Raw genomic sequence first — 24,759 nt, 5'->3', positions numbered from 1 at the left:
GCTTCAGCAACGGGCCGCATTGTTTTTGATGTGAGTGCCTTCGAACGCCGTGCGGAGGGGACTGGAGTTCTCGACCCGTTCCTCAGCCCGCAGTTGCCAATCCTTTGCCTCAGCGAGCCCCATCGAAGTTCAGAATATTGTCCCCCGCCCGCGCCGGATTGCTCTCCGGCGCCCCGATCGAGAAGGCCTTGGGATCCCTGATCGACGTCATGTCGTACAGCGGATTGATCCGCCCCAGCTTCGCACCACCATCCCGAATGAGCGGCGACCAATTGAAGGCCGCGGTGAACTTGCTCGACTTCGGCAGGAAGGCGTCGAAAGGCACCGCCACGTAAATGCCCTTGTCGAAGCTGCCTTCGCCGAACTCTCGCGAGGACACGTTCGTCTTGGTTGCATAAGCACCGAGCACGACGCCGTTGTCGAAGCTCTTGCTGACGTTGAGCGTGACGCCCTTGTCGCCAGCGAGGTACTGGCCCACGCTGACGGTCGCGCGAACGCCGTTCCAGCCCGTGTCCCAGTACAGCGTGGCGTGGCCCGTATTGACCTTGTAGTCGCGCAGGCCGAAGTCCTGGGCGAAGTCGCGCTGGCGCACATGATTGATGTCGATGCCGAAAGCGACACGGCTGCGTGACGGGCGATAGAGCCATTCGGCGCCGACGCCCGCAAACATGGGCTCGAGCGCGCCACCGTAGACGCTGTAGTACTGATCCTCTGCCAGACGGCCCACATGCGTGAGTTGGAACACGGGCAAGGTGAGCCGCTTTGTCGTGGCGTACTCACGCTGGAAGGTTCGTACGCGCGGCAGATTGCTGGGCGCTGTATAGCTGAACTTGTCGAAGTTATCGAACATGCGCCAGTTGAGGGCGCCGTTGAACCAGGTGCTGTCGGTGAACCGGTACTCGAGAACTGCTTGAATACCGATCTGGTAGAGCAGGAAGGCGTCTGGGCCGCCGACGATCTGCGAGGTGCTGGGCGTGATGCCGAAGGTATAGCGTTCGCGCTTGCGTTCCCATGGTGCCATCGGCGGCGTGGCCGTTGCAGCTGTGGTGGCGGCGACACCGGTCGGCGAGCCATTTCCCGCATTCTGCGGCGCATTGACGGATGCGCTTGCCGCCGTGGCAGCCACTGCTCGCAGCGGCTGCATGTCTTCGCTGCTGTCCACGTTGGGCGCGTATTCGCGCTGACCGACAGCACGCTTCTCGCTCGGCGTCATCGCCCTGTAATGCTCGTTGACCCATTCGTCTCGATTGATCACTTGCGCATGCAGCGACAGCCCGCGTTCGCGATAGTGGAGCACGAAGTACTTGATTGAAGCCGGCGCATCGCGATGCAGCAACGCGGTGATGGTCTCGACGCGCGCCTCGCGATAGACCGTCAGGCTCTCGCTGATCCAGACATGCAGCTTGTCGTCTTGCGGGGCGATGCGCTGCACGGTCCATTCGGTGCGGGCTTCGATGTCGGCTGCGGTGGTCGGCCAACCAGGTGGTGTCTTGGGTGCTTCGGGCGTGAAGCGTGGCAGCGGCGCATCGAGCACTTTGGGAGACTGGAGCTTGGCGAGATTGGTCGAGAGCGATACGCCGAGCATGACCTTGTCGCCACGCTCGAAGCCCAGGGAGAACGACAGCCCGGGCGCGTAGCGGTACTCGAGCCCCACATTGAAAGGAGTGCGCTGGCGCTGATTGATGCCCGACGGCTCGTGCTGATAGTCGTTGCCGTCGTATTCGAGCTTCAGGGTCAGCGGGTCCCAGGGAGTACGCCATTCGACGCCGCCGAAAAGCGCTGCGGGCCCGCGGAAGAAGCTGTTGAAGTTGGCTTGGCCGCCGGTGGTGGCTGTGCTGCCGGGGCGTGTTCTGAAGCGATTGCTGACGGCGATCAGCGGGTTCTTGATGTTGCCGCTGTTGCCCATGTAGCCCCAGCCGATGCCGAGGCTGAAATCGAAGTCGCCATAGCGTTTGCTGGCGACGAGGTATTCGGACGAGAACAAGCCGGTACCGCCGAAGTCGCGGAATCCGAGAGCGAGCTCCGGCACGTAGGCCGACTCCTTGGCGAGCCGGACCTTGAAATCGATACTCTTGTCCTTGTTCGACTGGCCCGTGGTGCTCGCCGCGTAGGCTTGGTTGCTGATCGAGGTGTAGCGAAAGCCCGCTTCGAACCACTCCAGAGGCTGAAACATGAAGTTCAGCCGCGAGTAGGGATAGACGTTGGTGAGCGAGAGCCGGAAGTCCCCGAGCTCGCCCATGCGGGCCGTGGGCGTTTGGAGCAGGCCGGTTTCGCCCCAGTCGTTCGTGCTGGTTCTGAAGACCTTGGGCGTGGGCACCGGCTCGGGCAGCACGGAGCGCACGGGCGCATAGTGGGCTGCGTCGACGCCTTTGCGTGCGTCGAGGGATGTGGTCAGCGGCATCCGCTTGTCGGCGGCGGGCGCCGACGCAACAGCATCGAGCGCCGCGGCATCCAGCACCTGGGGCGAGGGGCCCTGGGTCGCCAGAAATTTGATCATCCCCTCCGACGCCGCGACCAGATCCGGCATCGCTCGCGGCGCAGCCCAGATCCAGGATCCAGGCGCGGGTTCGTCTGATGGTTGCGCATTCCAGGGCGCCACAGCGACGCGCGCAGTGCGACCATCGGGCTGCGCCACCCAGGCCCAATCGGCGGCGGGAAGATCGCAGGCCTTGGCATAGTCCCAGGCGCTGCGGCCGGCCTCATGCCGGACATGGCAGAGCTCGCCATTGGGACGCACCACGGCGATGGTCTTCAGTTCAGGTGGGCCCGGCACGAATTGCTGGCCGACTGACAGGACGGGATCCTCCGCGGGATGCGTCTCGAGCCAGCGGGGATCGACGATGCCGAGGGCCACGCGTCCGGTCACGGGCAGGCTTTGCAGCCAGGTGATCAGCGCGAGCCGGTCGACCTGGTTCTCGCGCGGGGCGCGGCGAGCTTCCGCCTCGAGGCGGACCAGCAGAGTGTTCTTCAGGAACTGCTGGGCCAGCCGCTCCTCTGGAACGCGCCACGAAAGCCCCGGAGAGGCCGTCTCCGGCGGTTGCCGCAGCAACCATGTACTGAAGCGTTCGCCGGCGCGAACATCGGCGTCTGAGCGAGGGGCCTGGCCGCTCGACGGCGCCGGATTGGGTTGCTGAGCCCAGGCGCTGCAAGTGACGATCAGCGCGCATGCCGCCGCGATATGACGAGGCCAGTGGGAATGCCGGTGGTGCGGACCTCGCGAGGTCATGTCCCAGCGCTCGCCGGGGCGCCGGCTGCCGGCGGCGTGGGGGGGGTCCAGCGCTCGAAGCTCATACACAGATTGTTGGAGATGCACTGCTCGGAATAGATGACAACAGGTGTGCCTGTCTTGTTCGAGATTCCGAACCGGGCGGCAGGAAGAGAGGCGTTCGCCGGGCGCGAGACGCTGCGCTCCTCATACCACTGCAGCGACTTCGGATCCGTACCGGCAATCGCGCTGTCGCTAGGTGCCGGTATGGAGATGCGGGTGATTTCGTCGTTGATGCCGAAGCGATAGCCGGGCATGACGTCGCGCTCGCGTTCGTAGCGCTGCACGGGGGCGCTGCCGGCGTTCGAAGCTGTGGTGGGCCATGCGGGCCAGTCGGCAATGCGAACCGCGCGCCAGTCCGTGGAAAGCCCGGTGGTGCCGATCAGGCGGCCATTCAACAACCGAATGACTTCGCCGCCGCCGCTGTACCAGACTTCGACAGCGCCCTCGGGTCGCTGATCCAGGTAGCCAAGCACCATGTAAACGGTGCGGCCAGAGATGTTGGCGCGCAGGTAGGCGAAATTGGGGTTGAAAGTCGGCGGCGGGGCCGACGATTGCCCTCGATAGAGGGCGCGTGCTGTATCCAGCATCGCGGAAGAACCGGAAGAACAACCGCCAACGCCCAAAAAAAACGTTGCCAAAAGGCAACATTTTATAAGTCGCGTGGCGATACCGACGCGGGGACTTTTCAGCGAATGCCCTCCGTCAAGGAGGGCTCGCGGCATCAGCGCGTGGTGCCAGTCGTGCCGGTGGTGCCGGTGCCGGGGATCAGGCCGAAGCCGCCGCCCGAATTGCCACCATTGCCGCTGACGGCAGCGACGAACAGAGCCGCGCCTGCACCGGCAGCGATCTTCTCTTCGGTCGTGAAGCTGCCTTGCGCATTGTTGGTGGCATTGGTGCCGCCAGCAGGAGCGGTCTGAGCGAACGCAGACGAAACCGCCAGGGCGGACAGAGCGACAGCTGCAACCAGTTGGTTGGTTTTCATAAGGGATCCTCTCAAAGATTTTTATGCAATCGATTCGAGAGTAGCAGCATTGAAAGTGGGTCGCAACCCGTTTGCACTCGGTTTCTTCTTTGTTACCCGATGCGGGGCAGGTCCGTGAAAAAGGTTACGCATCTGATGTTACGTAGCGACAGGCGTGACGTCGGCCGTAACGAGGCCTCCGAAACGCCCGAAATCCACCGTGTTCCGGGGGCGGTTGAGCAAATCCTCCTGAAAAAAGACTAATGAAATCAACCGCTTAGTCGTCGTGAACTCCGGTTGCCGGCTGCGGCGAGCCACGCAGGCATCGATCCTGCGTTTGCGTAAACCAACGTTAACTTTTTTCAGACCCGCAACCCAGTTGCCGCACCGGGAGACTCAAGGTGGAAATTCTGTTGGAAAAGACCGACGCCAGCGTGATGGCGAGGAATTCGAAGTTCCAGAGCGTGCTGATCGTCCACGACGATCTTCAGGTGACCGAACGTCTGCGCAGCGTGGTGTCGGTGCTCGAGCCCCGAGCCCGCGTGCTGGTTGCCCGCTCGTGCGCCCAGGCCCGCGAGATCCTGGCGCGCAGCTCCTGCTCGCTGGCGCTGGTCGGCATGGACCTGCCCGAGGACGGCGGTGTCTCGACGATCCTGCATCTGCGCGAGGCGCACCCGCACATGGAGCGCATCGCCGTCTCGGCCTTGCCCGATACGCAGCGCGTGCGCGCCGCGGTCTCGGCCGGCGTGGCGGGCTACCTGCTCACCGATGCGCTCGACACCGAGCTGGTCTTCCTGCTGCGCTCGCTCGAGCGCGGCGGTGCGGCCATGGATCCCCGCGTCGCGCGCTGCGTGCTCGAGCGCATGTTCGGCACCGCGCGCCGCGCGCCGGCCAGCAGCAGCACGCAGGTGCCGTCGGCCGCCGCCGAAACCGAGGCGCCGAAGTCGGTGCTCTCGGTCAGCGAGCTCAAGGTGCTGAACCTGATCGCGCAGGGCTGGAGCAATCGCCAGATCGCCGAGGCCTTCTACCTCTCGATCAACACGATCGAGTTCCACGCCAAGAGCATCTACCGCAAGCTCGCGGTCAAGTCGCGCACGCAAGCCGTTCGCGAAGCGATGCAGCACGGCCTGCTGAACTGAATCTCCCCTCGTGAAGCGCCCGCGGTGCCAAGCCGCGGGCGCTTTCGCGCGCGCTCGTTCCGTCCATCGACGAAGCGTCGATGACACGCGGACGGCGCCCCGCCGATGTCGGATCGGAGCGTCATTCGCGCGACCGCGCGGTCTTGCAACCGTTGAATTCGCACGTTGCGCCCCGCTACAATCGTCGGTTGACCCTGCTCCAGCGAAGAAGATAGAGGATCCCCATGAGTGACATGACCGCCGGCTCCCCCCGGATCGACACAAGCAAGCGGACCTGGTTGATCGCGTCCGGCTGTGCCGGTGCAGTGGGAGGCGTGGCCACCGCGATTCCCTTTGTCAGCACGTTCCAGCCCTCCGAAAAGGCCAAGGCCGCCGGCGCTGCCGTCGAGGTCGACATCTCCGGCCTGAAGGTCGGCGAGAAAGTCACCGTCGAGTGGCGCGGCAAGCCGGTCTGGATCCTCAAGCGCTCCCCGGAGCAGATCGCCGAGCTGCCGAAGCTCGATGCGCAGCTCGCGGACCCGCAGTCCAAGCGTCATCCCGACGAATTCACGCCCAAGTACGCCCAGAACGAGCACCGCTCGATCAAGCCCGACGTGCTGGTCGTGGTCGGCATCTGCACCCACCTCGGCTGCTCGCCGGTGGACCGCCTGCAGTCCGGCCCGCAGCCCTCGCTGCCCAACGACTGGGAAGGCGGCTTCCTCTGCCCTTGCCACGGTTCCACGTTCGACCTGGCCGGCCGCGTCTTCAAGAACAAGCCCGCGCCCGACAACCTGCCTGTGCCGCCGCACATGTACCTGTCGGACACCAAGCTCCTGATCGGTGAAGACTCCAAGAAGGCCTGAGGCAGAAGAAGAACATGGCTGAATTCCACGAAATCTCCCCCAACGCTCCGGCCAGCGCCAAGCTGCTGAACTGGGTCGACAACCGCTTCCCGCTGACCAAGCTGTGGAACGATCAGTGGGGCAAGTACTACGCGCCGAAGAACTTCAACTTCTGGTACATCTTCGGCTCGCTGGCGATGCTGGTCCTCGTGATCCAGATCGTCACCGGCATCTTCCTCGTCATGCACTACAAGCCCGACGCGAACCAGGCGTTCGCATCGGTCGAGTACATCATGCGCGACGTGCCATGGGGCTGGCTGATTCGCTACATCCACTCGACGGGGGCCTCCGCGTTCTTCGTGGTGGTCTACCTGCACATGTTCCGCGGCCTCATGTACGGCAGCTACCGCAAGCCGCGCGAGTTGATCTGGGTGTTCGGTTGCGCGATCTTCCTGTGCCTGATGGCCGAAGCCTTCATGGGCTACCTGCTGCCCTGGGGCCAGATGTCCTACTGGGGCGCCCAGGTGATCGTGAACCTGTTCGCCGCCATCCCGTTCATCGGTCCTGACCTGGCCCTGCTGATCCGCGGCGACTACGTGGTGAGCGACGCCACGCTGAACCGCTTCTTCAGCTTCCACGTGATCGCCGTGCCGCTGGTGCTGCTCGGCCTGGTGGTGGCCCACCTGATCGCGCTGCACGAAGTGGGTTCGAACAACCCCGACGGCATCGAGATCAAGGCCAAGCGCGGTCCCGACGGCCATCCGCTCGACGGCATCCCGTCGCACCCGTACTACACGGTGCACGACATCTTCGGCGTGGTGGTGTTCCTCACGATCTTCTCGGCGGTGATCTTCTTCGCCCCCGAAGCCGGCGGCTACTTCCTGGAGTACAACAACTTCATCCCGGCCGATTCGCTGAAGACGCCGAACCACATCGCGCCGGTCTGGTACTTCACGCCCTTCTATTCGATGCTGCGTGCGACCACCGACGACATGGTCAACGTGTTCGCGCTGATCATCGGCGCGGCCGCGATCTGGAACTTCGTCAAGGGCAAGTCGGGCGTGGCGCTCAAGGTCGCGATCATCGTCGTGGCCGCCGTGGCGATCTTCCTGCTCAAGACCTTCGACGCCAAGTTCTGGGGCGTGGTCGTGATGGGCGGCTCGGTCATCATCCTGTTCTTCCTGCCGTGGCTCGACCACAGCGAAGTCAAGTCGATCCGCTACCGTCCAAGCTGGCACAAGTACGTGTATGGCGTGTTCGTCTTCTTCTTCCTGATCCTGGGCTACCTCGGCATCCAGCCGCCCGGCGTCTGGGGCAACCTCGTGATCGGCTCGTTCGCGCTCGACATCGCGCAGACCATCTCGCAGATCGGCACGCTGTTCTATTTCGGTTTCTTCCTGCTGATGCCGTGGTGGAGCCGCAAGGGCGAGTTCAAGACCGTGCCCGACCGCGTGACCTTCGCCGCCCATTGAAAAGCGCAAGACAGCTCGAGAGACACACGATGAAGAAAAGCATTTCCGGCTGGCTCGCGGCCCTGGGCCTGGTCATCGGCCTGGCTTCTGGCCTGACCTTCTCCACAGCCGCTTCGGCCGAATCCGGCGGCCTCGCCTGGGACAAGGCCCCGAACAAGACGAACGACGTGGCCGCGCTGCAGAACGGCGCCAAGCTGTTCGTCAACTACTGCCTCAACTGCCACTCGGCCGCCTTCATGCGCTTCAACCGCCTGCAGGACATCGGCATCAGCGAGCAGCAGATCAAGGACAACCTTCTGTTCACGACCGAGAAGGTCGGCGAGACCATGAAGGCCAACATCGACGCGCGCCAGGCCAAGGAATGGTTCGGCACCACGCCGCCCGACCTGACGCTGGTGGCACGCTCGCGCGCCGGCCACGGCGGCACCGGTGCGGACTACCTCTACACCTACCTGCGTACCTACTACCGCGACGACACGAAGGCGACCGGCTGGAACAACCTCGCATTCCCGAGCGTGGCCATGCCCAATCCGCTGTGGGAGCTCCAGGGCGAGCGCCGTCCGATCCATGCCAAGGTCGAGCAGCATGGCCACGAGGCCGATGTGTTCACCGGCAAGTGGGAGCAGGTCACGCCCGGCACCATGACCCCGCTGCAGTTCGACACCGCCGTGGGCGACCTGGTGAGCTACATGCAGTGGATGGCCGAGCCCGCGCAGAACACGCGCATCCGCATCGGTGTTTGGGTGCTGCTGTTCCTGTCGATGTCGGTGATTTTCGTGTGGCGACTGAACGCCTCGTATTGGAAAGACGTCAAGTAGTTCCATCCTTGCCGACCGGAGCGTCAAGTGCGCCGGTCCCGTGGAGTGGGTTGCCAACGCAACCCACTCTTTTTGATTTTTAGGAGTCTTTCGCCATGATGGTGCTGTATTCAGGTACGACCTGCCCCTTTTCCCACCGCTGCCGCTTCGTGCTGTTCGAGAAGGGCATGGACTTCGAGATCCGCGATGTCGATCTCTACAACAAGCCTGAAGACATCAGCGTGATGAACCCGTACGGCCAGGTCCCGATCCTGGTCGAGCGCGACCTGATCCTGTACGAGTCAAACATCATCAACGAGTACATCGACGAGCGCTTCCCGCATCCGCAGCTGATGCCCGGCGACCCGGTCGACCGCGCGCGTGTTCGCCTGTTCCTGCTCAACTTCGAGAAGGAACTGTTCGTTCACGTGTCCACGCTCGAGAACCGCACTGCCAAGGGCAACGAGAAGGCGCTCGAAAAGGCACGCTCGCACATCCGCGACCGCCTCACGCAGCTCGCGCCCGTGTTCCTCAAGAACAAGTACATGCTGGGCGACAACTTCTCCATGCTCGACGTGGCCATTGCGCCGCTGCTGTGGCGCCTCGACTACTATGGCATCGACCTCAGCAAGAACGCCGCACCGCTGCTGAAGTACGCCGAGCGCATCTTCTCGCGCCCGGCCTACATCGAAGCGCTGACTCCTTCTGAAAAGGTCATGCGCAAGTAAATAGGCTCGCCCCCAGGCTTCGCGCACTTCGTGTCGCTTCGCCAACCCCCTTCCGGGGGCAACACCTGCGGCCCGGCAAAGCCGGTTCCGCGGTGTTTCGCGAAAAGTCCGACGTTTGCGATTGCACGGTAGAAAATTTTTCATGATCAACGCGCTCGAGTCGTCTTCCACCCGCCCGTACCTCATCCGGGCGCTGTACGAATGGTGCACCGACAACGGGTTCACGCCCTATGTCGCGGTGCAGGTCGACGACACCGTCCAGGTGCCGCGCGAGTACGTGAAGAACGGCGAGATCGTGTTGAACATCAGTTTCGACGCGACCAGCTCGCTCAAGCTCGGCAACGACTTCATCGAGTTCAAGGCCCGTTTCGCGGGCACGGCGCGCGAGATCAGCGTGCCCGTGGGCCGCGTGATCGCGATCTATGCGCGCGAGAACGGGCAGGGCATGGCCTTTCCCGCACCGCCTCCCGCGGCCGACACCGGCATGGGACTCGACTCGCCAGCCGCCACGGGCGTGCCGGCGCCGGCGAGCCCGGTGCGTTCGGCGCTGCGCGATGCCTCGCGCGGCGGTGGCGAGAGCGAGGCCAACCGGGTCGTGCACCTGGTGACGGCCGATGATGCGGGCAGCGACGTGACCGACATCGGCGATGGCCTCGAGGCCGACCCGACCGACGAGCCGCCGCGCCCTCCGGCCGGCGGCGGCGCACGGCCTTCGCTCAAGCGCGTCAAGTAACCGGCCCAGGGCCTGCAAGACGCGCCCGCTTCCGGACCCTGGTGGGCACCCCACTAGAATCCGCTGCAGATTTTTCTTTTTCGGCCGCTTTAGCTCAGTTGGTAGAGCACCCGCCTTGTAAGCGGAAGGTCGTCCGTTCGATTCGGACAAGCGGCACCAAACACCCCCTCCAGTCCGGCGCCGGCCCGCTCAGCGCTTGGGCTGTTCGCGCAGCCGCAGCACGAAGGTCTTCGCGCTCGGCACGAGGAAGAAGCGCCGTGCCTGCCAGCGCGCCTGCCGATGCGCCTCGAGCCAGGCGGCCGCGTGCTCCAGCTCCGGTCCCTGCAGGTTCGCGGCGCCTTCGCGCTGCAGCCGGGTCCAGGCCTTGAAACACTGGACCACCCGCGCCGAGGTGCCGAGTTGCGACTCGAGCTGGATGCGATAGGTGAAGCCGGCCACCATCGTGTCCTGTACGGTGACTTCCTCTCCCTGCACTTCGATGACATAGGGGCGCTCGCCGCCCACTGTTTCGACCGTCATGGGGGCCGAGTATGCCAACACGCCGTGGCGTCACGGCCGAATCTCGAGAATGGCCACTTCGCGGTGGCTCTGGTCGTCGCCATGCAGGTGCAGCGGATAGCGCCCGGCATGCAGCGCCGCGAGGCGCAGCGTGGCGGTCTGGCCCGCGGCCACGGGCACCATCTCCTGCATGTAGCCGTGGATCATCAACTGGCCGGCCTGCGCCGAGCTCACGGCGATCGAGACGATGTCGCCGCGCGTGACGGGCAGCACCGGCAGCGGCGTGCCCTCGGCCTCGGCGGCCGCGCCGATCCGCACCTCGAACTGCGTGCCGGTGCGCGCGGGGGCCGCGGCGGACGTGGCCGGGTCGGTCGACGGTCGCGCCGCGAGATAGCCGAGCGCCATCAGCGCGACGATGGCGAAGCCGCCGAAGGTGTAGACCAGTGAAGATTTCATGGGCGGATCCAGCGGAATGAAGAAGGACGCGGCGTCTATCCCGCCAGCGGCAGCGAAAGAATCCACAGCCCCACGGCCGTCAGCGCGACCATCAGCAGCAGCATCGGCACCTGGCTCGCGAGCGCGCGGCCCGTGTGGCGGAAGATCCGCAGCGCCTCCGCATGGGCCAGCACCACGCTGGCGATGTGCCCGGCCAGGATCAGCCCGACCTGGGTGTGCCAGACGATGTTGAGATCGATGATGCGCTGCGGCATCGCGGCGCGTGCGGTGCCCAACAGGTTCCAGCCCCGGCCCAGCGGATCGGACAGCAGCGGCAGCAACTGCGCGCCCTGGGACCACAGCATCGTGTAGTAGTGGGTCGCGTGGTAGACGAAGGCGATCGGCACCAGCGTGAGCGCGAAGCGGCAGGCCAGCTCGCGCGTGGAGAACTCGGAGGCCGTCACGCGCCGCGTGAGCGCGAGGAAGAACAGGTAGACGCCGTGATAGGCCCAGGGCGAGAGGCACAGCGCCAGCCATTGCCAGCCATGGAACAGGCTGGCCGCGGTCGCATAGGGCTGGGCGCTGTGGGCCTTCACGGCCGGCTCGACGAGCGGATAGAGCGTCTTCCAGAACAGCCGGCTCCAGGGCCAGGTCTCGTGCGCGCCGTCGTAGGCGGTCGACGAGAGCATGAACAGGATGAACAGCACCAGGCTCACATGCCCCGGATGGCGCTCGAGCAGCCCCGACAGCGGCAGGCGCCAGCGCAGCGCGACACCGCGGCAGCCGGCGCGCCGCCACGCGATCGGCGCCATACGCCCCACGAGCGAGAGAAACAGCCCGAAGAACTCGCCATGCCGGAACCAGGCCGCGCTGCCGAAGAGCCAGGCCATCGCCACGGTCAGCAGCGTGTAGGCGGTGAGCATCAGCGCCAGTTGCCGCGGCGTGCTGTGGCCGAACAGCTCGATCCAGATGAAGGCGATGTAGAGCGCCAGCGCCGGGTAGTACGCGAGCCACGCGGGATAGGCGATGCGTCCGCCGAAACGCATGCCGCAACGCGCGCGCAGCAGCTCGCAGAGCGTGCGCCACGGGTTGCAGAACACGAACAGGTCGCCGACGACCGCGGTGGCATAGGTCAGGCCCAGCACGAACACGATCCAGAACAGGGTCATGTTGAGGTTGCGGAACGGGTTGTCGGTGCCGAGGAAGCCGCAGGCGATGGTGAGCGCGAGCAGGCCCACCGACAGGGCGCGCAGGCCTTGCACGACGAAGGCCGGAACGAAGGCATGCGTGCCCACGCGGCGCGCGTTCGGCGAGGTATCGCTCCGCGCGGGCGGAACGGCCGCGAAGATCCCCACGATCACGAACGACAGCACCAGCGCCGCGGTCGCGCCATAGGCATACATCCAGAACGGCACCGGCAGCGTGTACTGCACGCCGAAGGAGTGGGCGAACGCGAAGCCCGGCACGGCCGCGGCGGCGAGAAGAAGGGTGGGGCGCCAGCGGACGAGCGAACGCATCAGCGAGAGGCCTTCCGCGGGTCGGCAACGCGGGTCGCGGCCGACAAGGCCAGCGGCTGTGCCCCCGCGCCGGGCACATGGCAGACCTGCGTCTCCACCAGGTAGAGAAAGCGCGCATCGCGGTCCGCGCGCTCCAGCCCGAGCGCGAGCAGGCCCGCCAGCGCGGCCCAGGCGGCGGCCAGCAGCAGCGCAACTGCGTGCCGACCGATCCATCGGCGTGCGTCCATCGCGTGCATGGGCCGCATCAGTGGTCCCTCACACCTTGCAGCGACACCACCGACCAACGCCCTGCGCGGCGCTGCGCGACCAGCAGCAGCTCGTCGTAGGGCGCGTGCCGCAGCTTCGCGATCGCGAGCATCCGGGGCTCGCCATCCTCGAGCGCGGGCAGCGGCCGCACGATGTAGGGCAGCAGCGGCGGCGCATAGGACTCGATCGCCATCAGCGGGAAGAAGGCATCGGCCAGTCGCGGATAGCGCGCATACGCGGAGCGGTCGCGCGCGAGCGCATCGACGCGCTGCAACTGCGCGCGCGTGAGCGCGGACGGCGCATGCGCGAGCGCGGCCGCGGCGCCGTGATCGTGCAGGCGCCACACGCGCAGCCGCGCCGCGAGATCGCGCTGCGCGGGCGTGCCTTCGCCCTTGGCCAGTCCCAGCGCGGCGGCAGGGTCGCCGTCGCCGAGCCAGGCCGCGAAGAAGTCGTCGAAGAAGCGGCGCACCTCCACGGGTACGCCATGCTGCGTGGAGGCCGCCTCCTGCAGCCGCGGCAGCCGGCGCCCGGACCAGGTCGCGGTCCAGGGCTGCGCGCCATCGGGCAGGCTGATGCCTTCGAGAAAGCCCGTGTCCTCCATGCCGTGCTCGCGGAACCACGCGGCCTTCGCCGCCTTGGTGGACGCCGTCACGAAGCCACCGAGCTGCGCCTCGACGCGCGGCCAGTCGGCGGCCGCGCGCGGCGCGTCCCCGATCGGCGGGTAGCGCTGCAGCCATTCGAAGCTCGCGCGCGCCATCGCGAGCGCGGTGGCCGGCCGCGCCGCGGTGATGTCCGCGCGATGCGCCTGTTCGCCGCTCGCCGCGGCGGGCGTCGGCGGCAGATCGCATGACAGTCCCGCGATGGCGGGCGCGCCGATCCCGGCCGCGTCCGCCCCTTCGTGGGCCGATGCATCCTGCAGCGGATGCAGCGCCTCGCCGAACTTGAGCAGCAGCAATCCGGCTTTCGGCCCCGCATCGCGCAGCAGCGTGCGCAGCGCCTCGGTCGAAGCCTCGCCGCCGCCGGGGGCGTGCAGGCGCCGCGCCGCGCGTGCCACCTCCGCGCGGCCCTCGGCATCGGCGCCGGTGCAGGCGTACTCGGTCACGAGCAGCATCGTCTCCATCGCACCGAAGTCCACGCGCTGGTTGCCGGTCGCGATCGCATCGGCCTGCGGTGCGCTGAAGCCTGCCTGCACCGCGAGCCAGCGCGTGAGGCCGAAATGCACGTCGGCCTCCCAGGCGGCGGCTGTCAGAGGCAGGCCGCTCGCCAGCATGGCGGCGGCCACCGCCCATGCGCGCAGATGTCGATCCAGTGTTCGCGTCATCGTCAGTTCTGTAGCGTGGAAGGCGTGCTCTGCGCAAAGGGCCAGGTGTTCTGGGCGAACTTCAGCATCAGCAGGCCGTTGTCCTGGCACATGGTCGTCAGGAGGCCGCGCTCGAAGTCGAAGTCCGCGCGCGAGGCGCACCAGTCGGGGCTGGCGACACTGGCCGCGCGCGGTTGGAGGTGGTTGGAGCCCGCGGGTGTGCTTGTCGTCCCCGCGGGGTTGAAGTACGCGATCTCCTTGGGCCGCGCGGGATTGCGGATATCGAACACGCGCATGCCTGAGTTGAAGTGCGAGCAGGCGAGCGCCGTGCCGTTGCTGCGGTTGTCGACCGAGCAGTAGTGGCTGCCGTAGGTGAAGGTCGACAGGCCCGCGATATCGGGCAGCAGCTTGTCGCAGTTGGCGGGATCGTGCGTCTCGAGCATCATCTTGGACACCAGCACGGGCTTGGTCTCGTCGCTGATGTCGTAGATGCGCGCCATCGGATAGGGAGGAAGCTTCGCCTCGCAGGCCAGCTTGACGTTGGCGGTCTCGCTCAGGCCTGCCGATCCGCCTTCGTCGACCATCACCAGGTGAGGCTTGCCCCCGATGGTCACGGGAATGGTGTGCTGCGCCACGCTGCCGTCCTTGAAGGTGGTGGCCGAGATCACTTTCATCTGCGCATCGGGCAGGCGCGCCTGCACCTCGGAGGTGTCGAGGATCAGGAAGCCGTTGCGGGTTTTTGCGGCGGGGTCGAGCACCTCGTCCGGCTTGGGGAGTCCGACCGTGACCACGTAGGCACGCTGGCCGTCCTCGCTGACCGAAAGCCCGTGCGGAATCCCGAGGTCGACGGTCTTCATGTCGAACGAGGCCACCATGTGCGGCCGGGTCGAGTTCGTGATGTCGACCGCGTGGTAACGGCCCTGCGTGATGTCGCCGATGTAGTAGGTCAGTCCATCGGGCGACACGTTGCCTTCGTGCCCCTTGGGACTGCCGGGTGGCGCGATGCCGCCGTCCTTCCCCGTGCCGACTTCCATGCTCGCGAACAGCTGCGGCGTGCGGCAGTCGGCCGAAAGATCGTAGACGTCGATCTCCGGGCCCCCGAAGACGCTGTTGGTGCCATTGCTCGCCAGCAGCAACTGGCGCCGCGCATTCACGCGCAGCGATTCCCAGGGATCGAGCATCGCGGCCGTGGCGAGCGACATCGAGCGCCACGGCCTCGCCGGGTCGGTGATGTCGATCACCGGCACGCCGGGGTTCACGCGCCCGCGCGGTTTGCCATCGAAGCCCACCGGGTACGCGGTCGCGTGGTAGGCGCAGGTGCGCCCGCCGGGATCGCGAAACGAGGCCGAAGACCAGCTGCCGCCTTCGCCCTCGAACTGGCCCACCAGCTTCAGGTTGCACGAGAAGCCCTTGAACCCGGCCTGCCGCATCGCGGCGGGCACCTGGCCCTGCAAGGCCGATTCGGGGACGTCGCCCTCGGCGCACACGGCTTTCGGCACCGTGAGCGGTGGCGGCGCTTCGGCGACCGGTGATGGTGCCGGCGGTTCGCCGATGCCCGTGGGCAGCGACGGTGGCGGCGCAAACGCCAGCACCGCCGTGCCACCGTCCCCACCTCCGCAGGCTGCGAGGATTGCCGTGGCCACGACGGTGGCGACGGCGGGAAGTCGTCCCTGGAATCTCATGGCTTGTCTCCTTCGATGAGCCGGGCACTGCGTCTTCGAATGCGCATGAATTGGGAATCGCGCCCGGTTCCAGGGGAGTCTTGAGATCGGCACTTACTGCAATCTTACTGCGATAGCGAGCAGGAATAAGGGATGACGATGATGTTTCGGATTATTTGTTATTGAATTGCTAGCATTAATTAATGCGCGATATGTCTCGACGCTCATCCCCGGCAGGCGCCGGGTCGATCCTGAAGTAACAGCCATACGCGGCCCCCGTGGCCTGGTCGGCGAGAAACAAGGTCGCACCGGTGTGCCCGCTGCAGGTGCCCGTCTCGACCACGAAGCGCACCGGCGTGTAGTGCTCGGGCGAATCCTCGAAGTGGATGACGTCGCCAGCCAGCCTGTAGCGGCCGAACGGCACCAGCTCGGCGTGCGCAGGCGTGGCCCGGAACAGGCGCCCGTCGCGCTGGTAGTCGTACACGACCCACTCGCCGTTGTCCTTCGTTCGTTTCCAGCGGCCGACGAGGGCCGGTTCGTCGGCCGGACTGGCCGATGCGGCGATCGAGAAGAGAAAGGGAATGGATGCAAGGAGGGCAAGGCGCGCTTTCTTCATGTCTGCAATGGGGGGAGTCGAACAACGACTCATTGTCCATTGCGACGAGATGCAATCACGAATGCGCGTGGCATTGCAATTCATCGAATTGCAATGGCCGCGCCATCCGTCGTCAGTTCTGCAAGGTCGAAGGCGTGCTCTGCGCGAAGGGCCAGGTGTTCTTCGCGAACTTCAGCACCAGCAGCCCGTTGTCCTGGCACATGGTCGTGAGCAGGCCGCGATCGAAATCGAAGTCCGCGCGCGACGCGCACCAGTCGGGCCCGCCGCTGCCGGCCACCGACAGCTGGCTGTGGAAGGAACCGGCGCGCGGCGTGGTCGCGCCCGCGGGGTTGTAGTAGGCGATCTCCCTGGGCCGCGCGGGTTCGCGGATGTCGAACACGCGCACGCCCGAGTTGAAATACGAGCATGCCAGCGCGGTGCCGTTGCTGCGGTTGTCGACCGAGCAGTAGTGGCTGCCGTAGGTGAAGGTCGACAGGCCCGCGATGTCGGGCAGCACCTTGTCGCAGTTCGCGGGATCGTGGGTCTCGAGCATCAGCTTCGACACCAGCACCGGCTTCTTCTCGTCGCTGATGTCGTAGATGCGCGCCATCGGGTAGGGCGCCATCTTCGCCTCGCAGGCCAGCTTGACGGCGGCCGTGTCGCTCAGGCCCGCGGCGCCGCCTTCATCGACCATCACCAGGTGGGGCTTGCCCGCGATGGTCACGGGAATGGTGTGCTGCGCCACGCTGCCGTCCTTGAAGGTGGTGGCCGAGATCAGCTTCATCTGCGCGTTGGGCACGCGCGCCTGCACCTCGGAGGTGTCGAGGATCAGGAAGCCGTTGCGCGTCTTCGCATCGGGGTCGAGGAACTCGCCGGGCGCCGGAATGTTCGCGGACACCACGTAGGCGCGCTTGCCGTCCTCGCTGACCGAGAGCCCGTGCGGAATGCCGAGGTCGACGGTCTTCATGTCGAACGAGGACACCATGCGCGGCTTGGTCGAGTTCGTGATGTCGACCGCGTGGTAGCGGCCGGTGGTGATGTCGCCGATGTAGTAGGTCAGCCCGTCGGGCGAGACGTTGCCCTCGTGCCCCTTCGGCTTGTCGGGCGGCACGATGCCGCCGTCCTTGCCGGTGCCGACCTCCATGCTCGCGAGCAGTTGTGGCGTGCGGCAGTCGGCCGAGAGGTCGTAGATGTCGACCTCGGCGCCGCCGAGCGCGCCGCCATTGCCGGCGTTGTCGGCCAGCAGCAGTTGGCGCGGCGCATTCACGCGCAGCGATTCCCACGGGTCGATCATCGCGGCCGTGGTGAGCGACATCGAGCGCCAGGGTTTGGTCGGGTCGGTGATGTCGATCACCGGCACGCCGGGATTCACGCGGCCGCGCGGCTTGCCGTCGTAGCCGATCGGATGCGCGGTCGCATGGTAGGCGCAGGTGCGTCCACCCGGATCGCGGAACGACGCCGCCGACCAGTTGCCGCCCTCGCCCTCGAACTGGCCCACCAGCTGCAGGTTGCACGAGAAGCCCTTGAAGCCCTGGCGCATCGCCGCGGGCACCTGGCCCTGCAAGGCCGACTCGGGCGTGCCGCCTTCGGTGCAGACGGCCTTCGCGACCGTGAGCGGCGGCGGACCCGCGGGCGGCGGCGGTGGCGCGGGCGGCTCGGCCACGCTGCTGGGCGGCGGCAGGATGGGCAGCACCGCGCCCCCGCCGCTGCCGCCACCGCATGCCATGAGAAGTGCCGTCGCCGAGGCGGCGGCGCCGATGAGTCTTGCGCGTTTCATTCCTGCGTGTCTCCGTTGTTGTGATCCACGCAGCGTTGGCGCGGCGCGGGCCGCCGCGCTTCGTTGCGTGTGGGAGAAGTATTCGCGGCGGGGCGTTTCGGCGCTTCCGGGGAATTGCGGGCGCATGCGCGCCGCGCCGGCCCCGCGCGGCGGCGGTGCGGCTTCCGGAAAATTGCAGCGCCGCCGCGTCGGCGACCCGTCAGCGCGCTGTAAGTCCGCTCGCAAACCATCGCCGCCCGGAGACAACATACAACCACAAGGACCAGGCCATGGGCGTTCGGCAGCGCGTGCAGGGCCGCGGCCAGCCGGTCGGCATCGACCGCGGCTGCGGCAGGCTTCTCTTCGAGGCCCGCTGGGAAGGCATGCTCCTCGAGCACGAGGAGGCCGACCCGATGGACAACGTCGAGGGCGGGCTGATCCGCCACTGCGTCTCGGTCAACCTCGGCGGTCCCACGCGCTTCGAGATGCGCCTGCACGACGAACGCTTCTGGTCCGCGACCGCGCAGCCGCTGGGCATCAGCATCCTGCCGGCCGGCGCGCAGATCAAGGGACGCACCTGGGACCCGTGCGAGGCGCTCACGCTGAGCATCGATCCGCGTCACTTCCAGAATGCAGGCGAAAGCGATGGCGGCGACCGCGCGCTGGTGCCCTGCTGCAACGTGTCGAGCCCGCTGATCGCGCAACTGCTGCTCGCGCTGCATGCCGATGCGAAGACCGGCCAGCCCGAGGGGCCCGGCTATGGCGAGACGCTGCTGATCGCGCTGCTCGCGCACCTGCGGCAGACGCACACGGCCGCGGCCAGCGAGGCGCAGGCCGAGGGCCTGCTGTCGAAGGCCGCGCTCGAGCGCGTCAAGGAGCACATCCGCGGCCGGCTCGAAAGCGGCGTGTCGCTGACCGCGCTGGCCGCGCTGCTCGACATGGACCCGTATGCCTTCCTGCGCGCCTTCAAGCGCAGCACCGGCGTGACGCCGCACCAGTACCTGATCCGCGCGCGCATCGAGCATGCGAAGGAGATGCTGCACCTCACGCGGCTGCCGGTGACCGACATCGCGCTGCGCTGCGGCTTCGCGAGTCCCAGCCACTTCGCCGACACCTTCAAGAAGGTGGAGCGGCGCACGGCGCTCGAATACCGCAACTGCTGCGCTGTCTAGCGCGCGAACGGGGCTATTGCCCCACGCCCTGCATCCACAGGCTCAGCAGCGCGAGCCGGCCCACCAGCGCGCCGCGCTGTGCCGCGCGCAACTGGCCGAGCACGCCGCGCAGCAGCCTGGCGCTGCGCGCGAGTCCGGCCCGTTCGAGTTGCGCGGCCTGCGTCTCGGCGCGCGAGGCGGCGCCACCGCCCTGGTGGCGCAGGCCCTGGCGCAGCCACAGCGCGAGCAGGTCGAGCGTGTCGGTGGCGAGCGCGTTGAGCGCGGGCGGCTCCTCGTGCTCGCCCTGCAGCGGCAACGGTTGCGGCGCGGGCGCCTCGGCCTGCAGCACCACGGCGCGCTGCGCGGTCAGCAGGGCCGTCGGCTGCATCACGGGTTCGCCGTCCTGCAGCCGCACGCTGCCGGCCACGGCGCGCAGCGCGCCCCATTCGCCGGCGAGCGCGCGCGCGAGCGCGTCGACGGCACCGGGCGCGGCCGCGCGATGGGGCAGTGCGAGATGCAGCGGCGGGACTTCATCGGCAGGCGCGTCGGCTTCCGTTTCGTCCGCCGCGCGCCCGATGCGCGCATGCAGCACCTGCGCCGCCGCATCCCAGTGGCTGGCCAGCACCGCCATGTGCTCGAAGGCCGCCACATGCAACTGGCCCGAGGCACCCGCCGCGGCACCGCTCGCCGCCTGGCGCGGCCGCACGAAGTCGGGCGGCGTCTCGCGCAGGTGCGCGACCAGTGCCTGCACGCTCGGCTGCTTGAGCGGCGCGACGAGGTCGTCCCAGGACTTCGGCGACAGCGGCATCACGCCGGTCTGGCGCGCGCCGGGCGCGATGTCGATCTGGCCGTTGGCGCGCCGGGTCGCGGTCTTGGTGATGACCTGCCCGCTCGCGAGCTGCCGCAGCGGAAAGCCCGCGACGCGGCGGCCCAGCAGGTTCGCGGGCGTGCCGCCGGCCGTGGCATCGTCGGCGCGCGACCACTGGCGCTCGAGCACGGTCACGGCCTGCGTGTCGGGGTCGGCGAACATCACGCTCGCGCCTTCGCCGCTCTCGTCGGACCAGAGCTCGGCGCCCAGCGACACCAGCCGCAGGTGATCGAGCGCGACCTCGCCCTTCACGCCCACGCCGAGGATCTGGCTCGCGGGCAGCGGCGGCGGCCCGGCCGCGCCGTCGGCATGGGCGGCCGCGCGCAGCCGCGCCCAGAGCTCCGCCATCACGTGCAGCAGCCGCCGCGGATCGAAGCGGCTGCTGCGCGCCTGCTGCGCCTGCAACAGCATCCAGAGCTCGTCGATGCCGTCCTCCACCCAGCGCCAGCCCAGCGTGCGCGCCTGCTCGCGCGCGGCCTCGAAGCGCGCCGCCAGCGCCATCAGCGGCTGGCTCGAGCCGTCGAGCCAGAGCGAGAGGCTCAGCGCCTCGAGCTGCGCCTGCAGCGCGCGCGCGGCCTCGCCCTGCATCAGCGCGGCGGGGCGGTGGCCGTCGCCGGCCGCGTCGCCGGCGGCCGGCGCGCGCACCTCCACCATGCGCTCGGGCGAGCTCGCGGCCAGCGGCCCGGCCTGGCGGAAGGCCCACAGCGCCACCACCACGTGGGCGCAGCCGCTGCCCTGCTTGCAGTCGCAACGCGCATGCACCAGCGAGCTGCGCGAGAAGAAGCGCACGCTGCACATCGGCAGCCGCGCGATCGGCGGCGCGCTCGCGCTGCGCCAGGCCTGCACCGCGACCACGGGCCGCGCGGCGGCCAGGCGCTGGGCCTGTTCGATGACGGAGGGCGCGAAGCTCGCGGCGAGCGCGGCATCGTCGAAATGGGACGGGCTCCATTCGCCGCCCGCGGCCGAGGCGTCGACCTCGTCCTCCGCCGGCGTGGCCGAAGGCGCGGGCGCGGCGCTCGCCGCCTGCGCCTGGTAGGCCAGCACCAGCATCACGCGGTGCCGGCACATGCCGCTGGCCGGACAGCTGCACTGCGCATCGCGCAGGGTGCGGCCCGGCGGCAGGCTGGTGCGCACGCCGTCGTCGAAGCGCGCGCTCACCGTGCCGTCGTCGGCGGTCTCGAGCACCGGCAGCAGGCCGGCCGCCACGTCCTTCTGCGCGCGCTTCACGAAGCCCGCGTTGGCGAGCGCGGTCAGCGCCTCGGGCGTGAGTTCGAGCAGGTCGCCGCGCACCGCCGTCATGCCTGCACCTTCTCGGCCAGCCAGCCCGCGAGCTGGCCCGGCGTCATGGCGCCGATCTGCGCGCCCTCGCGCACCAGCCGCGCGGCCATCTCGCGGTCGTAGCTCGGCTCGGCCTTCGCATCGAGCGCGGCCAGGCCCAGCACCTTGGCGCCGGCCTCCACCAGCGCCTTCACGCGGCGCACCAGCTCGTAGGGGCTGCCGCCCTCGTAGAAGTCGCTGACCAGCACCACGATGGTCTTCGCGGGATTGGCCACCAGCGACTGCGCATAGGCCACCGCCTTCGCGATGTCGGTGCCGCCACCGAGTTGCACCTTCATCAGCAGCTCGACCGGGTCCGACACGTCGGCCGTGAGGTCGACCACCGCGGTGTCGAATGCCACCAGCCGCGTGCGCATGCCCGGCAGTTGCCAGAGGCAGGCGGCCATCACCGCGCTGTGGATCACCGAGTCGACCATCGAGCCGCTCTGGTCGATCAGCAGGATGATGTCCCAGGGCTCGGCATGGCGCTTGGTGCGGCTGATGAACACCGGCCGCTCGACGTAGAGCTTGCGCCGCCGCGGGTCGTAGCGGTGCAGGTTGGCCGCCAGGGTCTGCTTGAAGTCGAAGTTGCGCGCCACCTTCATGCGCGAGCGCCGGCGCCGGTCGCGGCTGCCGCTGAAGGCCTGCCGCACCTCGGTCGCGAGCTTCTCCATGATGCGCCGCACCACCTCGGCCACCAGCTTGCGCGCGGCCGCGAGCACCTCGGGGTTCATCAGGTGCTTGGTGTGCAGCACCGCGCGCAGCAGCGACTCCGAAGGCTCGATGCGCTCGAGCACCTCGAGGTTGGTCACCACCTCGTCGATGCCGTAGCGCTCCACCGCGTCCTGCTCGAGCCGCTCGATCACCTCCTTGGGAAACAGCGTGTGGATGGCGTTGATCCAGTCGGGCGTGCTGAGCGCCGAGGGCCCGAGGCCGGCGCTGCGTTCGCCGCGCTCGGCGCGGTCGCCGTCGCGGCCGTAGAGCCAGTCGAGCGCGGCATCGGCGGCCTGCGCCTCGGCGCTCAGGCCGCCGCAGGCCCGCTCGGCCGGATCGCCGAGCAGCAGGCGCCAGCGCTGCAGCGGATCGGGGATGTCGAGGCTCATGGCTGTTCTTCCGTATCGAGGCTCAGGCCCCAGCCCGCGAGCCGCGCGATCGCCGCATCCTCGGCGGCGCGCGCCGCGGCCAGCGCCTCGGGCGCGGCCTCGCCCTCGCGCCGCGCCGTGAGCGCGCGGCGCGACAGGTGGGTGGCATCGTGCAGCGCCAGCACCTGGTCGGCCAGTCGGCCGCGCTCCTGCGGCGGCAGCCAGGCGAAGGCCGCGCGCAGGCTCGGCATGGCGCGCACGAAGTCGGCGTTGTCCAGGGCCTGCACGGTGCGGTCCATGCCGGCGGCGAAGGCGGGTTCGGACGACAGCGTCTCGCGCGCCAGCGCAAGCAGGCCCGTGAGCGCATCGCCGAGCACCGGCGCGGGCATCGCATGCAGCAGCTGCATCGCGTCGGCCACGCCGGCCTGCGGGGCTTGCGGCACGCGGTGCGCGAGGCTCAGCGTCGCGCCCAGCGCCGCGCCGCGGCTCAGCGGTGCCGCGCCGGCATCGGCCGCCTTGCGCTGCCACACGGCGAGCGCGCGTGCGGGCTCCACGTCGAGCGGCTCGGCCTGCGCCGCGTCCTCGCGGTCGGCCAGCACGTCGGCCACGATGCGGCGCAGCGCGAGATGGCCCTGCAGGTGCGCGTCGATGTCCGACGGCGCGATCGCGGCGGGCGGCTCGAGCAGCCACAGCGCGCGGTCGAAGCCGGCCTCGATCGCCACCCGCAGCACCGGCGCGTCGGCCATGCCGAGCAACTGGCCGTGGCGCAGCAGCGTGTGCATCACCGCGAGGGCAGGGCCCATGGCCTCGAAGCGCGGCTCCCGAGCCATCGCCTGCTGCAGCTCGCGCAGCAGCGCGCCGCTGAGCGCCGGCAGGCCGGCCCAGGCGGCCTGGTTGAGGCCCTCGGCCAGCGGACCGATGCGGCCCTGCGCATGGCGCAGCTCGTCCTCGAGCCGCGCGCGCGCCGCGTCGTGCAGGTTGGCGCCCCAGGCGCCGGCCTCGATCAGCGCGGCCTGCTGCTCGAAGGGCTGGCCCAGGGTCCAGACCTCGGTGCGTTCGCCCGACATCGCGAGCTTCGGTCCCTGGCTGCGCACCACGCCGGGCAGGCGCAGCAGCGCGAGCCGGTGCAGCACGCGGCTGCGCGCGCGGTCGGCGGCATCGAGCAGGTCGAGCTTGCGCTGGCCGCGCAGCTCGAGGCCGTGCGCCGCGAGCTCGTCGCGCACCGACTTCACCAGCGGCGGCTGCGGCGTGCCGTCGGCGAGCTGGCCCGCGATGTCGCCGGCCAGCACGTCCATCGCCTGCACCAGCACCGGCGCGGTGCCCGGTCGCATCGGGCCGCGGTAGGTCCAGGGCAGCGGCGCGTCCAGTGCTTCCTTGACCAGCGCGCCGGCCAGCGCATCGAGCCAGTCGGAGCGCAGCGGCTTCTCGTGGCCGCGCAGCCGCGCCAGGCCCTGCGCGCGCAGGTGCACCGCCATCAGGTCGGCGGTGGAGGCCGGCAGCTTCCTGTCGCGCAGCCGCTGCATCACCTGCTGCAGCGCGCGGTGCGCGGCGCCCTCGGGGCCGAGCTCCCACATCCACTGGTAGTAGGCCGGCGAGGGCATGCCCGAGGCATAGCCCGCGAAGGCGTCGAGCCGCTTGAAGGTGTAGGGCACGAGGTAGGAGCCGTAGCGCACCACGGTGTCCTGGTCGGCATCGGGCGTGTCCTCGACCTCGGGTTCGGGCGTCTCCGGCATCTGCGCCGGCAGCCCGGGCCACAAGCGCGCGAGCGCGGGCGCGTGGTAGCCGCCGCAGACCACCAGCACCGGCGCGCCGGCCTGCACCGCGGGCTGCGCCATGGCCCAGGCGATCCAGCGCGCCATCATGGCTTCGCGCGCCTGGTTGCCGAGCGAGCCCGGGTCCTCGCCGCGCAGGTGCTCGAAGTAGGTGGACAGCCGCTGCGCGAGTTCGGCGCTGTCGCAGCCGTCCTCGAACAGGTGGTCCCACAGCGCGTCGCGGCCCTGCACCGAGAGCTTCTCGGTCAGCGCGCGCTCGTAGGCGGCGGCGCGTTCCTCGTGGTGGGTGTCGGCCACGTCGGCATAGCGGTTCTCCATGCGCGAGAAGGCGTCGTGCCAGGCGGGCAGATCGATGAAGCGCACGTCGGCGCCGACCTCGCGGCCGGCCTGCAGCGCCTGCCATTCGGGCGAGTGCTCGGCGAACGGCGACCACGAGCCATGGTGCGTCTCGCCGGCCGAGAGGTAGCTGTAGATCGCCACCGGCAGCCGGTGCGGCAGGTAGAGTTCCTCGAGCCGCGCGTTGAAGTCGGCCGGGCCCTCGATCAGCACATGGGCCGGGCGCAGCGCGCGGATGCGCTCGGCCACCAGCCGCGCGCAGGCGGGGCTGTGGTGGCGCACGCCGACGATGTGGGGCGCGTTCAT

At 68.5% G+C, this 24,759-nt stretch carries 21 protein-coding genes and 1 tRNA gene; 8 read left to right on the top strand and 14 right to left on the bottom strand.

Annotated elements, in window-relative coordinates; genetic code table 11:
* Nucleotides 1-109 precede the first annotated feature (109 nt).
* The 3 genes from BM109_RS31545 to BM109_RS31535 all read right to left on the bottom strand — a co-directional run bounded on the left by BM109_RS31545 (nucleotide 110) and on the right by BM109_RS31535 (nucleotide 4,250).
* Nucleotides 110-3,226: a YjbH domain-containing protein gene (locus BM109_RS31545; protein WP_143129291.1), complete on the bottom strand. Its 3,117-nt coding sequence runs from the start codon at nucleotides 3,224-3,226 to the stop codon at nucleotides 110-112.
* Nucleotides 3,223-3,855, bottom strand: a complete 633-nt coding sequence (locus BM109_RS31540) for a YjbF family lipoprotein (RefSeq protein WP_177239505.1) — start codon at nucleotides 3,853-3,855, stop codon at nucleotides 3,223-3,225. The genes BM109_RS31545 and BM109_RS31540 overlap by 4 nt, the downstream gene beginning before the upstream one ends.
* 134 nt (nucleotides 3,856-3,989) lie before the next feature.
* The gene (locus BM109_RS31535; protein ID WP_093351865.1) at nucleotides 3,990-4,250 is read right to left on the bottom strand and encodes a hypothetical protein; all 261 of its coding nucleotides are present in this window, start codon (nucleotides 4,248-4,250) and stop codon (nucleotides 3,990-3,992) included.
* 392 nt (nucleotides 4,251-4,642) lie between these two features.
* Between BM109_RS31535 and BM109_RS31530 the strand changes: the two genes are divergently transcribed.
* From BM109_RS31530 to BM109_RS31500, 7 genes are all read left to right on the top strand, one after another.
* Nucleotides 4,643-5,368, top strand: coding sequence for a response regulator transcription factor (locus tag BM109_RS31530; RefSeq protein WP_256222900.1), 726 nt, complete (start codon nucleotides 4,643-4,645; stop codon nucleotides 5,366-5,368).
* 224 nt (nucleotides 5,369-5,592) lie between these two features.
* Nucleotides 5,593-6,210 carry a ubiquinol-cytochrome c reductase iron-sulfur subunit gene (gene petA / locus BM109_RS31525; RefSeq protein ID WP_093351864.1) on the top strand — a complete coding sequence of 206 codons (618 nt, stop codon included), beginning with the start codon at nucleotides 5,593-5,595 and terminating at the stop codon, nucleotides 6,208-6,210.
* A 14-nt stretch (nucleotides 6,211-6,224) separates the two neighbouring features.
* Entirely contained in the window at nucleotides 6,225-7,661 is a 1,437-nt protein-coding gene (locus BM109_RS31520; protein ID WP_093351863.1) for a cytochrome b, read from the top strand.
* A 29-nt stretch (nucleotides 7,662-7,690) separates the two neighbouring features.
* Nucleotides 7,691-8,479: a cytochrome c1 gene (locus BM109_RS31515; protein ID WP_057596960.1), complete on the top strand. Its 789-nt coding sequence runs from the start codon at nucleotides 7,691-7,693 to the stop codon at nucleotides 8,477-8,479.
* A 95-nt stretch (nucleotides 8,480-8,574) separates the two neighbouring features.
* Nucleotides 8,575-9,186: a glutathione S-transferase N-terminal domain-containing protein gene (locus tag BM109_RS31510; RefSeq protein WP_057596959.1), complete on the top strand. Its 612-nt coding sequence runs from the start codon at nucleotides 8,575-8,577 to the stop codon at nucleotides 9,184-9,186.
* A 142-nt stretch (nucleotides 9,187-9,328) separates the two neighbouring features.
* On the top strand, nucleotides 9,329-9,919 hold the full coding sequence (locus tag BM109_RS31505) for a ClpXP protease specificity-enhancing factor (protein ID WP_093351861.1): 591 nt from the start codon (nucleotides 9,329-9,331) through the stop codon (nucleotides 9,917-9,919).
* Nucleotides 9,920-10,002: 83 nt separating this feature from the next.
* Nucleotides 10,003-10,078 (top strand) — tRNA-Thr (locus tag BM109_RS31500).
* A gap of 30 nt (nucleotides 10,079-10,108) precedes the next feature.
* Here the strand turns inward: BM109_RS31500 and BM109_RS31495 are convergent.
* The 8 genes from BM109_RS31495 to BM109_RS31460 form a co-directional block, all read right to left on the bottom strand.
* Nucleotides 10,109-10,438, bottom strand: coding sequence for a hypothetical protein (locus BM109_RS31495; protein WP_093351860.1), 330 nt, complete (start codon nucleotides 10,436-10,438; stop codon nucleotides 10,109-10,111).
* Between the two features lie 30 nt (nucleotides 10,439-10,468).
* On the bottom strand, nucleotides 10,469-10,873 hold the full coding sequence (locus BM109_RS31490) for a hypothetical protein (protein WP_093351858.1): 405 nt from the start codon (nucleotides 10,871-10,873) through the stop codon (nucleotides 10,469-10,471).
* Between the two features lie 35 nt (nucleotides 10,874-10,908).
* Nucleotides 10,909-12,369: a hypothetical protein gene (locus BM109_RS31485; protein WP_093351857.1), complete on the bottom strand. Its 1,461-nt coding sequence runs from the start codon at nucleotides 12,367-12,369 to the stop codon at nucleotides 10,909-10,911.
* A complete protein-coding gene (locus BM109_RS31480; RefSeq protein ID WP_143129290.1) occupies nucleotides 12,369-12,596 on the bottom strand; it encodes a hypothetical protein in 228 nt (75 codons plus the stop codon). Before BM109_RS31480 ends, BM109_RS31485 begins: the two co-directional genes overlap by 1 nt.
* A 17-nt stretch (nucleotides 12,597-12,613) precedes the next feature.
* On the bottom strand, nucleotides 12,614-13,936 hold the full coding sequence (locus tag BM109_RS31475) for a hypothetical protein (RefSeq protein ID WP_143129289.1): 1,323 nt from the start codon (nucleotides 13,934-13,936) through the stop codon (nucleotides 12,614-12,616).
* Between the two features lie 2 nt (nucleotides 13,937-13,938).
* A complete protein-coding gene (locus BM109_RS31470) occupies nucleotides 13,939-15,597 on the bottom strand; it encodes an LVIVD repeat-containing protein (RefSeq protein ID WP_093351852.1) in 1,659 nt (552 codons plus the stop codon).
* A gap of 175 nt (nucleotides 15,598-15,772) precedes the next feature.
* Nucleotides 15,773-16,192, bottom strand: coding sequence for a hypothetical protein (locus BM109_RS31465; protein WP_093351851.1), 420 nt, complete (start codon nucleotides 16,190-16,192; stop codon nucleotides 15,773-15,775).
* A 112-nt stretch (nucleotides 16,193-16,304) separates the two neighbouring features.
* The gene (locus tag BM109_RS31460) at nucleotides 16,305-17,948 is read right to left on the bottom strand and encodes an LVIVD repeat-containing protein (protein ID WP_143129288.1); all 1,644 of its coding nucleotides are present in this window, start codon (nucleotides 17,946-17,948) and stop codon (nucleotides 16,305-16,307) included.
* 269 nt (nucleotides 17,949-18,217) lie between these two features.
* Here BM109_RS31460 and BM109_RS31455 point away from each other — a divergent pair, with 269 nt between their 5' ends.
* Nucleotides 18,218-19,099 (top strand): helix-turn-helix transcriptional regulator, encoded by an 882-nt coding sequence (locus tag BM109_RS31455; protein ID WP_093351848.1) that lies wholly within the window; start codon nucleotides 18,218-18,220, stop codon nucleotides 19,097-19,099.
* A 13-nt stretch (nucleotides 19,100-19,112) separates the two neighbouring features.
* On the opposite strand, the gene BM109_RS31450 is transcribed toward BM109_RS31455, so the two are convergent.
* Genes BM109_RS31450 through BM109_RS31440 form a run of 3 tightly spaced genes read right to left on the bottom strand, consistent with a single transcriptional unit; the run spans nucleotide 19,113 to nucleotide 24,759 of the window.
* A complete protein-coding gene (locus BM109_RS31450; protein ID WP_093351847.1) occupies nucleotides 19,113-21,245 on the bottom strand; it encodes an SWIM zinc finger family protein in 2,133 nt (710 codons plus the stop codon).
* Entirely contained in the window at nucleotides 21,242-22,366 is a 1,125-nt protein-coding gene (locus BM109_RS31445; RefSeq protein WP_093351845.1) for a VWA domain-containing protein, read from the bottom strand. The genes BM109_RS31450 and BM109_RS31445 overlap by 4 nt, the downstream gene beginning before the upstream one ends.
* On the bottom strand, nucleotides 22,363-24,759 hold the full coding sequence (locus BM109_RS31440; RefSeq protein WP_093351843.1) for a DUF5682 family protein: 2,397 nt from the start codon (nucleotides 24,757-24,759) through the stop codon (nucleotides 22,363-22,365). Before BM109_RS31440 ends, BM109_RS31445 begins: the two co-directional genes overlap by 4 nt.

Origin of the sequence: Variovorax sp. PDC80, from assembly GCF_900115375.1 — a bacterium.
Taxonomy (GTDB): domain Bacteria; phylum Pseudomonadota; class Gammaproteobacteria; order Burkholderiales; family Burkholderiaceae_C; genus Variovorax.
This window is presented reverse-complemented; position numbering and strand designations above follow the sequence as displayed.